The organism is Nostoc sp. (assembly GCF_036919615.1).
In the GTDB taxonomy this organism is placed as follows: domain Bacteria; phylum Cyanobacteriota; class Cyanobacteriia; order Cyanobacteriales; family Nostocaceae; genus Nostoc.
The window spans coordinates 1-14,633 of record NZ_JBALCN010000065.1 but is presented as its reverse complement, the minus strand read 5'-3'; the positions used below and the strand labels follow the sequence as shown (position 1 = coordinate 14,633).

Annotated in this window: 9 protein-coding genes; 1 reads left to right on the top strand and 8 read right to left on the bottom strand. The window is 40.8% G+C overall.

The window, feature by feature from the left end; all coding sequences use genetic code 11:
* The 8 genes from V7K48_RS19260 to V7K48_RS19225 all read right to left on the bottom strand — a co-directional run.
* Positions 1 to 2,174 (bottom strand): NACHT domain-containing protein (locus tag V7K48_RS19260; RefSeq protein WP_335074835.1); only part of this gene is annotated, 2,174 nt, incomplete at its 3' end.
* A 72-nt stretch (positions 2,175 to 2,246) separates the two neighbouring features.
* A complete protein-coding gene (locus tag V7K48_RS19255; protein WP_335074834.1) occupies positions 2,247 to 2,687 on the bottom strand; it encodes a hypothetical protein in 441 nt (146 codons plus the stop codon).
* 383 nt (positions 2,688 to 3,070) lie between these two features.
* Complete coding sequence (locus tag V7K48_RS19250; protein WP_335074833.1) at positions 3,071 to 6,118, bottom strand: hybrid sensor histidine kinase/response regulator; 3,048 nt, start codon at positions 6,116 to 6,118, stop codon at positions 3,071 to 3,073.
* 271 nt (positions 6,119 to 6,389) lie between these two features.
* Entirely contained in the window at positions 6,390 to 9,218 is a 2,829-nt protein-coding gene (locus V7K48_RS19245; RefSeq protein WP_335074832.1) for a methyl-accepting chemotaxis protein, read from the bottom strand.
* Between the two features lie 60 nt (positions 9,219 to 9,278).
* Positions 9,279 to 9,776, bottom strand: a complete 498-nt coding sequence (locus V7K48_RS19240) for a chemotaxis protein CheW (RefSeq protein ID WP_335074831.1) — start codon at positions 9,774 to 9,776, stop codon at positions 9,279 to 9,281.
* 4 nt (positions 9,777 to 9,780) lie between these two features.
* Entirely contained in the window at positions 9,781 to 10,158 is a 378-nt protein-coding gene (locus V7K48_RS19235; RefSeq protein ID WP_335074830.1) for a response regulator, read from the bottom strand.
* 66 nt (positions 10,159 to 10,224) lie between these two features.
* Positions 10,225 to 11,292, bottom strand: a complete 1,068-nt coding sequence (locus tag V7K48_RS19230; protein ID WP_335074829.1) for a response regulator — start codon at positions 11,290 to 11,292, stop codon at positions 10,225 to 10,227.
* A gap of 473 nt (positions 11,293 to 11,765) precedes the next feature.
* Complete coding sequence (locus V7K48_RS19225; protein WP_335074828.1) at positions 11,766 to 12,080, bottom strand: hypothetical protein; 315 nt, start codon at positions 12,078 to 12,080, stop codon at positions 11,766 to 11,768.
* Between the two features lie 484 nt (positions 12,081 to 12,564).
* On the opposite strand from V7K48_RS19225, the gene V7K48_RS19220 reads away from it, so the two are divergent.
* A complete protein-coding gene (locus V7K48_RS19220) occupies positions 12,565 to 14,277 on the top strand; it encodes a putative bifunctional diguanylate cyclase/phosphodiesterase (protein WP_335074827.1) in 1,713 nt (570 codons plus the stop codon).
* Positions 14,278 to 14,633: the final 356 nt, after the last annotated feature.

The window sequence follows — 14,633 nt, the reverse complement described above, 5'->3', positions numbered from 1 at the left end:
GTGGAGTCATCCAGATTAGTTGATTGCAGCAGTTGCACCAAGGCTTTGATCGCAAATTCATTGCCTGTGCCGATTTTCTCTAAGCTTGATGCTGCCTGCCTACGGGTGGAGTCATCCAGATTAGTTGATTGCAGCAGTTGCACCAAGGCTTTGATCGCAAATTCATTGCCTGTGCCGATTTTCTCTAAGCTTGATGCTGCATAACTACGGGTGAAGTTATCCAGATTAGTTGATTGCAGCAATTGCACCAAGGCTTTGATCGCAATTTCATTGCCAGTACCGATTTTCTCTAAGCTTGATGCTGCATAACTACGGGTGAAGTCATCCGCAGTTGTTGATTGCAGCAGTTGCACTAAGGCTTTGATCGCAAATTCATTGCCTGTGCCGATTTCCCCTAAGCTTGATGCTGCCTGCCTACGGGTGGAGTCATCCAGATTAGTTGATTGCAGCAGTTGCACTAAGGCGGCGATCGCAATTTCATTGCCTGTGCCGATTTCCCCTAAGCTTGATGCTGCCAGCTTACGGCTGGAGTCATCCAGATTAGTTGATTGCAGCAGTTGCACTAAGGCGGCGATCGCTTTTGTACGATCTGTGTGTTGTAGTGCTGACTTAGCTTCCTCTTTGATTGAACTCCGACTATCAATTGTCCACTTGACAATTTGTGTTACTATCTCATCTGCTCTGAAATAATCTCGAAACTCTGCAATTCCTGCGGTAGCTAAAAAATAGGCGCGATATTCATAAAATTTTCGACATCCATCTTTAAAATTAACTAAAGCATCGATAAACTGCTGCTGTTGCTCTTTTAGGTTTTCTTCTTCTCGTCCTAACCAAAGTAATATTGTTTGCTTCCACTGCGGTTCAAAAATACGATATCTCTCACCTTTAACAGGTTTATTTTTGTACTTACGGGGTAAGAAAAAGCCCCAATTATTAATTGCTTTAGCAGCAAAGTACTCTTGAAATGAGGCATGAAAGAAAGCGTAAACAGGTTTTCTATTTGTATCTATCCCTACACAGTTCAGCCAACCGCGATTTAGTGCCAATTTTAGCAGCGAATTTTCATCATCAGCATCTCTTAAGAAGTCCTTAACAAAATCTTGGCGCAAGCGAAAACGGGTTGCTTCTTTATCTATCGCTTTTTTAGCTAATTCCCCTAGTTTTACATTAAGTTGCTGACGCTGTTCAGGTGTTGTCGCAAATTCCTGTTCTTTCCACTTGTAGAAGTCATTAACAAATTGCTGATAGAGTCCGGCTTGAGTATCCGGTAATTTACCATCTCCTGATTGCCAATTCAAGCACAGCAGTGTCAACCGCAGAGGATTTTTCACTAAATCTTGAATCCGTTCTTTACCTGATTCTTTCAAAGCAGCGCATAATTCCTTCCCAGTTTCGGAAATAGCAGCGAACCATTTGTGAATAAATTTCTCTACCTGTTGTGGATAAGAAAAATCTAAACTGCGATAGGTATCAAAATCATCAAGTGCATTACTGTTGCCATCCCACAGATTAACCCGACAAGTCAGCACAATTCGCGCTTTAGAAATTAATCCTGCTTCACGGAATTGTCGTGCAATTTCTGTGAGAGGATTACCTGAAGATGCGGACATTTCATCTAACCCATCTAGCAGCAGCCAGACATTATTTTGATTAAACAGAGCAACAAAATCATTCTTCAGTTGCTCAGTAGGTTTAGCTTTACCTGTTTTTTCGGCAACCTGAGTTAACCAACTGTCGAACAGATAAGATTTTAGTTCCTTCTCTGGCAAATCTGCTAAAGATACCCAAATGACAATTGACTGGTCAATCTCACGAGATACCCAATCAGCAATCTGCTGTAACAGTGTTGTCTTTCCTGCACCAGGTTCGCCAATAATCGCAATCCGCTTACCTTGACTTTTAGGCGTGTTCTTCTGTTTGAGAACTTCTTCAAGAAAAGCATCATGCTCAAATGTTTTGGTGATTTCTGTCTCTTTGTACAGTTCTGACCCCTGTTCTGGAGAAATATCGCCTTGAACCTTGTCTAACCCCTGTTCTGGAGAAACATTATTTTTAAGCTTGGATTGTTTTTTACGCTCAACTAATCCTAGTGGTACGTAAACATCATCAACTTGCAAGGCTACCCCTTGAGTTGATGTCAGGGGATTTGTAGTCAGCTTTCGCCGTTCTGCCAACAATTCACGGCAGACTTTACGCCAGTCATCAGGAGTTAACTTTGTCCCATCCTCCCCTTGGGACGGCTGTAGTCAAAACGTGATGTTATTAGTTTGGTTATTTATCTGTCCTTGATTTACAACCCCAATTTTTTCTGCTAACTGCGTCAGATTTTGAATGGTTGGCTGTTGAGACTTGAGAGTATTTTCTATTTCTTGAATTTTTTGAGTAAGTTTTGGTTCTGCTTTTGCTGCGGCTTCCACTTCCACAACTGCTTGAGCAATTTCTGAATCTGCGTCTGCTGCTGCTTTCAGTTCCAGCACTGCTTGGCCATAATCTAATCGCTGCGGTTCATTTCCCTCTACAGCACTGGTGAGTAATGGCGATTTATTCTTTTGGCGGAGTAATCCGATTAACTTGCCACCTAGCGTCCATGTAGCATCACCAATATTTTCGCCGATTTTCTCCTGCGCTTTAGTCCAAAGCGTAGTTGCGATCGCAGTAGCAACAGCCGTCAGTGTTACAGCTACCATAAATTCACCACAAATTGAATTAATATAGAAATTATTTCAATTGATACAAATTGAATTGATATAGAAATTATTTCAATTGACACAAATAGTATTACGCAAAAGCTGGGCGATTATTACTGATATAATTCAATTTTTTTACCCGCCTGCGCGGGTAAAGTCTCGTGTAGCCGCAACTTCTAATCGCCAAGGCACTAACACACCCTACGAAAATATCTGAAATCTAATTATGAATTAACGCCGTGTGCAACTTTCTCTCAAACCTAACCCCTAACCCCTTCCCTACTAGCGTTGGGGAGCAAGCATCAAAGCCTCTCTCCCTGTGGGGGAGAGGAATGGAAGCGGGGTTCTAAGAATAAGTTGCACACGGCGTGAATTATCAATTTTTAATTAGAAGCTACCTTTTCTGCAACATTACGAATTATTTCCTCCAGCGTTTGGAGTAATTCTTGCTCGTTGTAAGGTTTAGAAAAGTAAGCCCGCGCCCCCAATTGCATAGCTAATTGCCGATGTTTATTGCTGCTACGAGAAGTCAGCATCGCAACTGGAATATTTTTTGTATCAACGTCTGAATTTACCTTACCTAAAAAGCCATAACCATCTAGGCGAGGCATTTCAATATCACAAATTACTGCCTCAACTCTCAATCCACTATGGAGTTTGTCTAAGGCATCTTGACCATCTTTAGCTTGTTCTACTTGATACCCTCCTTTTTCAAGGGTCAGGGCTAAAAAGCGACGAACATTAATCGAGTCATCTACGATCAAAATAGTGCCTTTCTGCTTAACAGACGCTGCTAATATTTTATCTTCATCAAATATCAGGAACGGTGTTTTTAACCTTGCTGATGGTAATTGAGTTCCTCTAGCAGTCCGCCGATTCGTAGCAATCCAATACAGCAACTCATTGACATTAACTAGTGGCACTACTCGACCATCACCGAGAATCGTACAATTGCTGAAGCCTTCAGGTAAAGGTATATTTCCCTCGACTTGGCGAATAGCAACTTCTTGTTCACCCCAGCAACGGTCTATTTGGATTGCTACTGGCTGATTATTCCCTTTAACTACTAACACGCTGTTAGCATTAATTGCTGCCGGAGTCTCTAACTCTGAGCGATCGTAGCGTAGGCAATTAAACTCTAAATAAGGAGTCAAGCGAATCAGTGGTAGCATAGTTCCTTGCCAATTTAGGACTTCGCTACCTACCATTTGAAAAACTTGCTCATTTTGGAGTAAAGATATTTCTGAAATAACATCTGTGGGAAATGCCAATAGCATTTTGTTGATTTCTACCAGCAGAACTCGGGCAACAGAAAGTGTAAATGGTACTGATAAGGTAAAGGTAGTACCAACTCCTGGTTCCGTATCAACTTTGACATCTCCTCGAATCAGTTTGAGGTTGTTACGAACCACATCCATACCGACACCTCGACCAGATAATGCTGTAACTTGCTCGGAGGTGCTAAAACCTGGTTCAAAAATTAGTGATAACAGTTCTTCATCACTAGCATTAGCGAGTAGAGAAGCATCCAATCCCATAACTAGGGCGCGGATGCGAATTTTCTCCAGAGAAATGCCCCAACCATCATCACGGATAGTAATCAGAGTGCGATTACTGCGGTGAGTAGCTGTAATTTCAATCAATCCTTGTTCTGGTTTACCCAGAAGGCGGCGGGTGGCAGAGTCTTCGATACCATGATCGAAGGCGTTCCTTAACAGATGCATTAAAGGTTCATTTAATGCTTCTAAAATGCTGCGTTCAATTAAAGTATTGCCACCTTCAATTTTTAACTGGACATTTTTCCCATGTTCCACATTTAAATCGCGCAAAGCCCTGGGAAAACGTTCGGTTAAATCGGACAGTGGCCGCATTCGGATGTGATTTAGTTTGGTCTGTAACTGTTTTGATGTTTTGTTTAGTTTCCGAGCAATTTGGTCTGTATCATCTACACTGAGTTGTACATCAGTTGTGACTTCCTGTACTTGAACAATGGTTTCCATAACTTCCTGCGATCGCAAGTTTAATTCGTTATAGCGATCCATTTCTAAGGGATCAAATTCCCTGTCTGTACCTTGTATTTGGTGGCTATTTTCAGCTTGCGATATCTGCTGAAAAGCCGCTTCTTGTCTATGCACCCCATTAGACGTGGCAGCTTGAGTAGAAATTTTGTCATAGGCTGTACGTAAATTCTGGTTTTCTCGGTCGAGAACTTGTACTCGCTGGTTCAGGTTCCGAACAAGTTTACGTAATCTTTCTAGTTGTGAGTTTAACCCATTCCGTTGAACAATCAATTCCCCAAATAAATCATTAATTTGCTCTAGTTGTTTGCTAGGAACTCGGACGCTATTTTCATGACTTTCCCGCTCTTTACCAACGCCATTCAGCTCTCCTTTACTTTCGCCAAATCTGGCATCTGAAGGATTATTTTCTCTAGCAAATATTGTATTTTGCTCAGTGACATTGACAGCATTAACATCAGCTGTAAATTCTGCATCCAAAAATGTAAAATTGGCAGCAATCGCTTCATCTTTAGTTATTTCTGGTTGCCAAACAGATGCTGACACCACTTCTGGATCGAGGATATCTGGGTTATCTGTATCTGTAGCGATATGTGGTATTACTTCTGCTTGTAATAGTGGCTGTGATTGCGTATAACTACCCAATTCAAGTTCTGTAGGCAAGTTATCTAGTTGATTTGTCAGTACCAAAGCTTGCGATCGCCGCCATGCAAGCAATGCTAACTGGGCAATTTCTGGAATGCGCGAGCTGCTAACAGTTTCTAATTGCTGCGTTACTGACTCACAAAGTTTGGTAAAAGCTGCCAATTGCAGCATTTCCCCTAAACCGCCCAATTCAGTTGCCATAATCACAACTTCTTCATGCAAACCAGGCTGTTCACTATCTGCCAATATAGATTCTAGATGCTGCAAACACTCTTCTACTTCTGTTGCAAATAGCAAGGGGATAACGTCTTGCCCATCTTCTGGGGATAGCATGGTTGAGGCATCCTCAGGGGTGGGATCACCCAAGCGATCGTGTAGCTGATCAAAAATTGGGAAACAAAAGGTTGCTAACCACTGATCTTCAACAACATTTCCTTCTGCAAGCAATTCTACAATCTGACGCAGCCAGTCAACTCCAGATAGCAATAAACTTTGTAACTGAGTATCAATTTCTAGAGAATTTTTTTTAGTTTTTAAAACTTTAAAGGAATCTTCCAGACGATGAGCTAAATCACTTAGCGATTTAAATCCCATCATCCCTGCACCACCTTTGATAGAATGAGTGGCCCGGAGTGCAGCATTGATTTTATCCAAATCGATACGGTTAGTAGTATCGATTTCCAGTAATACCCCCTCTAGAGTATTTAAGTAATCAGTTGCTTCTTCCAGAAACTGCATCTGGATTTCTAGTTCTTTGTCTTGCAGCATTGGTTTTTGTTAATAGTCAAACAATTTTGGATTTTGGATTTTAGATTTTAGATTGATCCATGCCTAAATTCAGGGGTTTGCCATTTAATTTTAGATTTTGGATAATAGAATTATTCTCATGTTAAAATTCGCTTACTCCAGACCTTTCTCTATTTTCAATCTTCTCTACGAGAGGCTCCGCCAACAATTCCAAAATCCAGAATTTGAAAATCTAAAATTTGGTCATTTGTCAGTAGTAAGTGGTGAGAAACAAACAACTGACAGATGACCACTAACTAACTTTGAAAGTCTCGACAGTTTCTTGCAACTGCTGAGAAATCTCCACAGTTTGTTGCAGAGATTCGGAAACTTGGCGAGAAGAATCGCTGGTACGTTGTGATACAGCAGCGATATCCTTCATCAATTGGCTAACACTTTGCGATGTTTCTACCTGAGATGCAGTTGCAGTGGAAATCGACTGCACTAAGGAGTCAATTTGACGCGATACATCCAAAATTTGACCCAGATTTTGTTTAGCCTCCTCCACAATGTGGGTACCTTCTACCACTTGGGTAGTGCCTATTTCCATTGCTTGCACCACTTCACTGGTTTCTCGTTGGATATTTTCAACAATTTGTTCAATTTCTTGGGTTGCTGCGGCACTGCGGACTGCTAATTCGCCGACTTCTTCAGCAACTACGGCAAAACCTTGACCTTCTTCACCTGCACGCGCTGCTTCAATACCGGCGTTGATGGCTAGTAAGTTAGTTTGGATGGCGATTTGGTTAATCAAGGACACTACGCGGGAAATTTGTTGAGAAGACTCTCCCAAACGTTTCACTTTTTTAGCAGTTTCACCAACGGTTTCCCGCAAAGACAGGATATTTTGTACTGTCAAATCCATCGCGTGTCCACTCTTGGTGGCGGTGTGAGCCGCGTGGTTGGCAATAAAAGCAGCTTTTTCGGCGCTTTCGGCTACGGATTGCATAGATTGGGTCATTTGGTCAACAGCATCCAGAGTGCGGTTGATTTCAGCAGCTTGTGTGAGTGCTTCTTCTGCTAAGTCGCGCATTGCTCCTTCGTTAGAGCCGATGGCAGTATTCACATGGGTAGCAGCTTGTTGAACTTGGGTAACAATATCCCGGAGGCTTTCGACAATCGAGTTGAAAAAGTCGGCAACAGTGCCTATTTCTCCAGCCGTTACGTCTGCACGCACTGTCAAGTCGCCTCTGGCTGCACCTTCTACGTCGTTGAGTAGTTCTAAAAGTTGCTGTTGCAGTGTTTCTTTTTGATAGCGTTCGTCGTCAGAACCGATTACTGCAACATTCCTAGATTTTTCTATCTCTTCTAACAGCTTGGCATGTTCTAAGGCATAGCCGACTTGAGTTGCTATCTGTTGAAACAAGTCAATTTCCGGCTGTTGCCAAATACGAGGAGTTTCGCAATGATCAGCAATTAATAAGCCTAGAATTTGCTCTTGGGCAAGAATCGGTACGATCAAATTACCTTTGACGGCAAATTTTTCCAAAAGTTGGATGTAACCGTTGGCATTTTTCAGGCTTTGGTCTTGATGAATATTGGCAACTGCTTGCACCTCTCCATGGTGATCAGCTTCTATATAACGTTCCCGAAAATAGGGGTCATCAATTTGCACTCCAAGCATTTTCGGCCAATTACCAGTTACCGATTCAGCAAGAACAACACCATCCCCAGTATCTGGATTCAGACTATAAATGATTACCCGGTCTGTTTTTAGCGCTCGGTGAACTTCTTTCACTGCTGCGTGATAAATATCTTCAGTTTTGAGAATTCTCCGAATTCGGAGGGTAATATCTGCTAGTAATTTTGCCCCTTCAACGTCCAGTTCTTGTTCTTTAACTAAGACCTGCAATTGTTCGGCCATCTGGTTGATATTTGCACTCAATAACCCTAATTCATCTTCTGTTTCGATTTCCAGACGGGTGTTGAATTTACCTTGACTGAGCTTTGCTAATGCCGCAGTCGCATTCAGAATTGGCTGTGTAGTAAGTTTAGCTAATCGAGATGCGATCGCACCCACAATAAATGCTGTTAGTGCTGTGCCGATGGCTATAGTCCACAATAATTGTCTTTGCGGCTCAAATACAATTGCTGTGTCTGTGGATAAAAGTACCTGCCAGTTTAAATTAGGCAAGCCATCTAGCTTACTGGCTGGTACATAGCTAACTAGTTCTTGTTTTTTGTGAGTTTTGGGAACTTCTATAAAACTATCTACCTTTTTGGCTACAACCAGTTTAGCTAAACTAGAATACTCTGCCTTTGCCTGTTTCCCCAATAATTCCTTTTGTGGACTTAAGAAAACTGTTCCGGAAGCATCGAGCAAATGGTATTGTTGTCCATTGGCTACGTAGTTTTTGATTACTTCCTCTAAAGATTTTACAGGCATACGTGCTTGTACCACGCCAATAGTTTGGCCCGTTCTTGTCTCTTTTACAGGTGCAGTTATATAGATACTCACTACACCAGTATTTTTTGCTGCTTCCGGTTTGCTGATCACAGGAGTATCTTTTTGCAAAGCGTCTTGAAAATAGTTATGGTCTTTTTGATTATCCAAGGGTTCGCCTGTAGATTGCACAATCAAGTTACCTTGGCGATCAAAAACACCAACACTGTCATAAGTTTTGTAAGCTTCAACAACGCGATCTAAGACTGCTTGTTTTTCTTGAGTAGTGATACTAACACTAGCTTGGGGATTTGTCAAAAATGGCAAACTTGATATTACCTGAATATCTCCGTAGCGTCCCAGCATGAAACGGTTAACTTTATCACTTAAACCAGTGGCTTCGGCTTGTTGAGATTGAGTAATTTGCTTAGTAATCGACTTGTTGGCAAAACTAAAAGCGATCGCGCCGATGCCCAATACTGGTATTGTACCGATTGCGATCGCTAAAATAGTCGCTTTCTTAACCAATCCCAGTCTTGTAAAATAGGCAATAGCCTGATTCAAAGAAAAATTATCAGCAGTTTCAGTAGTCGCCTTGCTTGGTAGCTTTACTACAGTCCCAATGGCTTTTTGGGATGAAATCAGTGATGCTCGATTTTGAGCGCCATTACCTTGATTCGTGTTGGTTTTATTAAACATAAAAGTAGTTCTCCTAAGTATGTGAATAAGTACACTAAAAATCTTTTTTAGTAGTACATCCTAATCACTGCGGAGAATAGAAGACTGCACAATCGCCTGTGCATCTAATACCAGTAATATTTCTTGCTGTTGCACAACGCACCCACATAAATAAGGAACTAAACTGGATGCCACTTGTCCTATAGGAGAATGAATATCATCGGTTACAAACTTGGTTGTACCTTTTATTTCTTGCACAACTAATCCCAACACCAATGATTCCACTCGGATAACGATCACATTGTACTGCCGCAATCGATAATCTAGAGATTCTAAATTGAGCATTCTTGGCAAATCAACTACCCAAATTATCCGACTCCGCCAATTCATTAATCCTAATATGCAGGGGGGCATATTAGGCATTGAGGTGATAGATTCAACAGGCACAATAATTGCTTCTTGCGTATGCCTCATTGATAAAACAGCAGTAGTTTGTTGATTTAGATGAAACTTTAGATAACCATCTGCTAAGTTATTTGGGGTTGATTTTGAAGAAAGAGTAATGTTTGTACTAGTCATTGATTTAAATTACCACTGATTTAATAGTACGTAGGAGATGTTCGCGGGTGTAAGGTTTAGTTATATAGGCATCTGCACCTTGTCTGATCGCCCACAAACGGTCAATTTCTTGATTTTTGGAACTACAAATTACAATCGGCACTTTTGCAGTAATCGGATTTCTTCTCAGAGAACGACACAATTCAAATCCACTCATTTCTGGCATTACTACATCAGTCACGATCGCATCTGGTTTTTCTAACACAGCTTTTTCTAAAGCTTCTTTTGCACCAGAAGTTTTAATTACGTTGTAACCACTCTCTCTAAGATAATGGCTCATTAATTCTAATTCACTGGGAGAATCTTCTACAATCAAAATTGTGCCAAGCAAAGTCAGGCTCACTATTAAATCTCCTAAAATATAACTTAAGGCGATTAAATTTGGTTATAGTTATTGATTGTTACTAAATTAACCAAGATGCTTAAAAACCATTTTTAGCAATTCTGATTGTGTAAAAGGCTTGGTCAAATATCCTGATGACCTAACTATTTTAGCCTTTGCCCTATCAATAAATCCGGTTCTACCAGTCACCATAATAATAGGTGTATTTTTAAAAGCTGAATGTTTCCGTAATAAGGAACATAGCTCGTAGCCATCTAAACTTGGCATTTCAACATCTAGCAAAATTAAATCAGGCTTACTCCGGAGAATTTGCATTAAAGCTTTTACCGGATCGTTGATCATCACAACTGAAAATGTGTTTTCATCCAAAAAGTGCTTGATGGAATTCAAAACTGTTTGGCTATCATCGATGCAGGCAATTGTATATAGTGTTTTGCCAACAGGTAGTTGAGTAGTTTTATTATTCTCAGGAATATCAAAATTGATTTGTCTCGGCAATTTTTGCCCAAGTTGTATTTGCAGTTGTGGCTGAACTTGAGATAGTTGTGTTTTAGACAAAACTTGGGAACCCCCACCAGCCGGAATTGATGACTGGATATTTTGCCGATTTCGTAACTGCTTTTGACAATGTTCAACAAGTAACCGCAAATCCAGGCGACAGAACTTTGGCAATTCACTTAAAGAGCTTTCTGGGCTGAATTCATAGCTACCTTCTTTTAAACACAGAAATGATCCCAGCACTTCTTTTGCCAATTCGTCTATCAGGCTTGCTGCTTGGACAGAGGTAATATAATCCTGATTTACTAACCAACAAATAGCTTGGTAATCTGGATTTGGTATTGATTGATGTTCATTCTTCGTCTCAAACATCAGCCGCATCTGCACACGAGTGGCGCTATTGAGAGCAGGAATTTGCTGACTCAAGCGTCGCAAGTGACTGTCAAGGCGCTCAAATAGTTTATCTGAATAGGAGGCATAAGTAAGTTTACCGTCCTCTAGATAGATTGACCAAGAAACTATCCCGGTAAATACGCTTAAGCAACCTGTAGCACGCCGACTGGTTAACTGTGCCAACAGAGATAGCGGATGTAGTTTCTGGAACAACCTGTAGTTACCTATAGGAATTGTGCTCATTTTGCTTTTACTTCAGCTAAATTCGATACGTGTAAGCTAAATTCGTGCAGAGTTATTCCACCATTAAAATCAAGTAAAAAGCATCAAACTTTTGTATTTTCAAGTGCATCAGTTTATATCTAGGCTTTGTGGTGAAACTCAAGGAAAACAGGGTTATTTTCAAATGATCAAATCTCAGCAAATTCGTAAATTATTAATTTACTTCCTGTTACTGAGATTTACAGACATCTTTGGAGAATAAGACATAAAAATGTCAAGACTAGATGAAGCCACTTTCCATTGAGTAACCCCAATCTGACCACAGGAATAATACTGATTTTCTTAAATCAATATATTTGAACTTCTGTATTTACACTTAAGTAAAATCCAGTCTTTAAGCATATAAGGGACTGCCAAGTAATAAAATATCCCAATATTTTTTGGATGATGGGCGTCTCGCCTGTCCTGTGAATTGGGCGCTTATGTTGCCCACCCTAGAAGATTGGATAATTTTTTTGTTGGATTTCCCTAAGTACTGAATAAAGCCAATCTTTATTAAGTACACCCGTTGTGACTACAGGGATAATACTGATTTTGTTGACAAAAATAAAATACAATTCAGAAGGGTTAACAATCACACCAGAAAAAGGCGTGAAATTAACCGGCGTCCCCAGGTAAATTTTTCTGGTTGTCCAAAAAATTTGTGCGATCGCCACTTTATTCCTACTAGACATCTCCGAAAACTGCCCAAGTATCTCTGTAACTAACTTATAGGGTGCGATGCCTACGGCGGGTTGCGCCAACGCCAATATCGCAATCCGGCTAGTTTATACGATTCTTTGAAGTTCTTTTATTATGGGCAATTCAGCGGACATGATATCACTTGTAATTGCTTCCTTACCCTCACAGGCATCGTAGCGAAGATCGTTGTGAAACCTGTTGTTCATAAACCTAAAGTTGTTAACTGTCCCGTTGTTAACCGTCAAGATAAATATTGGTGGTTATCTGTGTGTATCTGTGGTTTTTTTTGCTTTTATATCACGTTAAAACAAACTAATACGTAGTAAAGTAACAATTAAGACAATTAGGTGTTGATGGTGAAATAGTTTATGGAATAAGCTTTACAGAAACTTTATCGTTATATATATTAAGTAGAAAAATATATTGGGAAGCATAATATATAACCTGATCAGGGTTGGGTTCCATGAGAGCTAATTCCACGGGATTGTGAATCAAAAATACTCTTTTGTCAGGATAGCTCGGAACTAATTTACCAACTATCGAACAGAATTTATGAAGCTCAATCACAAGCTCTACTTGTACTCGTTCTTAGCTCATTTCAGATGGCTCAAGAAAAGTTACACCGCTAAAATCATGTTGGTGGCATTTTTGGGCACTCACATACCACTTCTGACCTTACTATTGAGTTTCGTCATCTCAAACTCCTATTCCTTGGAGATGGCGGTGCGAGTTATGAGCGTTGCTCTGTTGGCGACGTTAGCGGGTACGGCCGTCACCCTCTACGCGCTACACCACCTCCTCAAGCCGGTTATTTTGACATCTGCTGCATTGCAAAATTATCTGAACACCAAAACCCTACCTGAATTGCCCACAGAATTTGCTGATGAAGCAGGTACATTGATGGCGGATACTTCACAAGCTCTTCACAAATTAGATCAGTTAATTCACTACATCACTAATTATGATGATCTAACTGGATTACCCAATCGTGATTTATTCTGCGATCGCCTCCATCAGACTCTATCCCAACCTGAAAATAACCAGCGCCTTGTAGCTGTCTTTTTGCTAGCTATTGATGATTTCACTGGTATGAGTCATGGGTTGAAGCATGAGACAACAAATTTGTTGTTAAGAGCAGTTGCTCAGAGGTTATCAACCTGCATAGCACAAACAGATATTCTTGCCCATTTGAGAGGAGATGAATTTGTCCTTGCTCGAATAGACCTTATTTCTTTTGAAAGTGTGATTCAGCTATCTCATCTGCTATCAAGTACCCTGAGCAAACCCTTTTCTTTAGAGGGTAACTCGATTCATATTACCGTCAGCATCGGCATCACAATTAATGGTCTCAATGATCGTAATAGTCTAGATCAACTTTTGCAACAGGCTCACATGGCACTCTACCAGGCGAAGCAGCAAGGGCGTAGCCAATACCAATTCTATTCGCCGGAAATTAATGCTCAGTTGCAGGAGCGACTGAGTTTAGAAAATGAATTATATGGGGCGCTTGGGCGGTGCGAAATGCTGGTTTATTATCAACCTCTGATTGATTTACACAGTGGACAAGTTATAGCTATGGAAGCGTTGATTCGCTGGCAGCATCCTACCTTAGGTTTGATTTCTCCAGCAAAATTTATTCCGATCGCAGAAGCCAATGGTTTGATCGTGCCAATTGATCAATGGGTCTTGCGAACTGCTTGTGCCCAAAACCGTGCTTGGCAGCTTGCTGGATTTACCCCAATTCGGATCTCTGTGAATCTGTCAGCCCGACAGTTTGAACACCCGAATCTGGTTGAGGTCGTCAGCCAAATTCTTGAGGAGACTGGACTCAAAGCATCTTACCTGGAACTGGAAGTGACGGAAAGCTTCTTGATGGCTGACATTGAGCGATCAGTTAAAACCTTAAAACAATTACGAGAGCTGGGTATATGGTTAGCTCTAGACGACTTCGGCACCGGTTATTCCTCCCTCAACTATTTGAAGCAATTTCCTGTGAACATGCTCAAGATTGATCAGTCATTTGTAAAGGATATCATGTCCAATCCTGATAGCGCGGCCGTCACCGATGCGATCATTGCGCTAGCAAAGAGCCTCCGATTGAACATCACGGCAGAGGGTGTGGAAACCCAAGAACAGCTTGACTACCTAAAAATGCAGGGATGTCATGAAGGTCAGGGTTTCTACTTTAGTTGTCCTGTTTCCGCTGATGTAATTGCCCCGATGTTGCAGAAAATTTCTCAGCAGATGGAGACAATTGCAGCATAAGTGAATGCCTAAGCCAGAAAGTCACCCCCCCTGATAACGTTTCACTTTAATTTTGATAAAAATGGTTAGCAGGGGACAGGGGAAGATGAAAAGAGAAATTCATAATTAATGAGGTGAATAAAAGATGATTTATTTTGAAACTGTGGAAAGCTTTGCAACCATGTGAACACGAACTGTCGTACCAAATACTTCCATCTTCCATAATGGTATTACTGAAAATAGTCTTATCAATGTTGTAAAACCTTCAAGCATAAGACAGCGTTAGAGACCATTTATAAAGTAAATCTTTAGACGACTAGACGACGTAACATAATACGAGTCATAACAGCATATATAGCAGCTTCACTCATTTCTGG

Coding starts and splice junctions, on each gene's coding strand:
- V7K48_RS19255 (WP_335074834.1), bottom strand. CDS start 2,687: ATGGTAGCTGTAACACTGACGGCTGTTGCTACTGCGATCGCAACTACG.
- V7K48_RS19250 (WP_335074833.1), bottom strand. CDS start 6,118: ATGCTGCAAGACAAAGAACTAGAAATCCAGATGCAGTTTCTGGAAGAA.
- V7K48_RS19245 (WP_335074832.1), bottom strand. CDS start 9,218: ATGTTTAATAAAACCAACACGAATCAAGGTAATGGCGCTCAAAATCGA.
- V7K48_RS19240 (WP_335074831.1), bottom strand. CDS start 9,776: ATGACTAGTACAAACATTACTCTTTCTTCAAAATCAACCCCAAATAAC.
- V7K48_RS19230 (WP_335074829.1), bottom strand. CDS start 11,292: ATGAGCACAATTCCTATAGGTAACTACAGGTTGTTCCAGAAACTACAT.
- V7K48_RS19220 (WP_335074827.1), top strand. CDS start 12,565: ATGAAGCTCAATCACAAGCTCTACTTGTACTCGTTCTTAGCTCATTTC.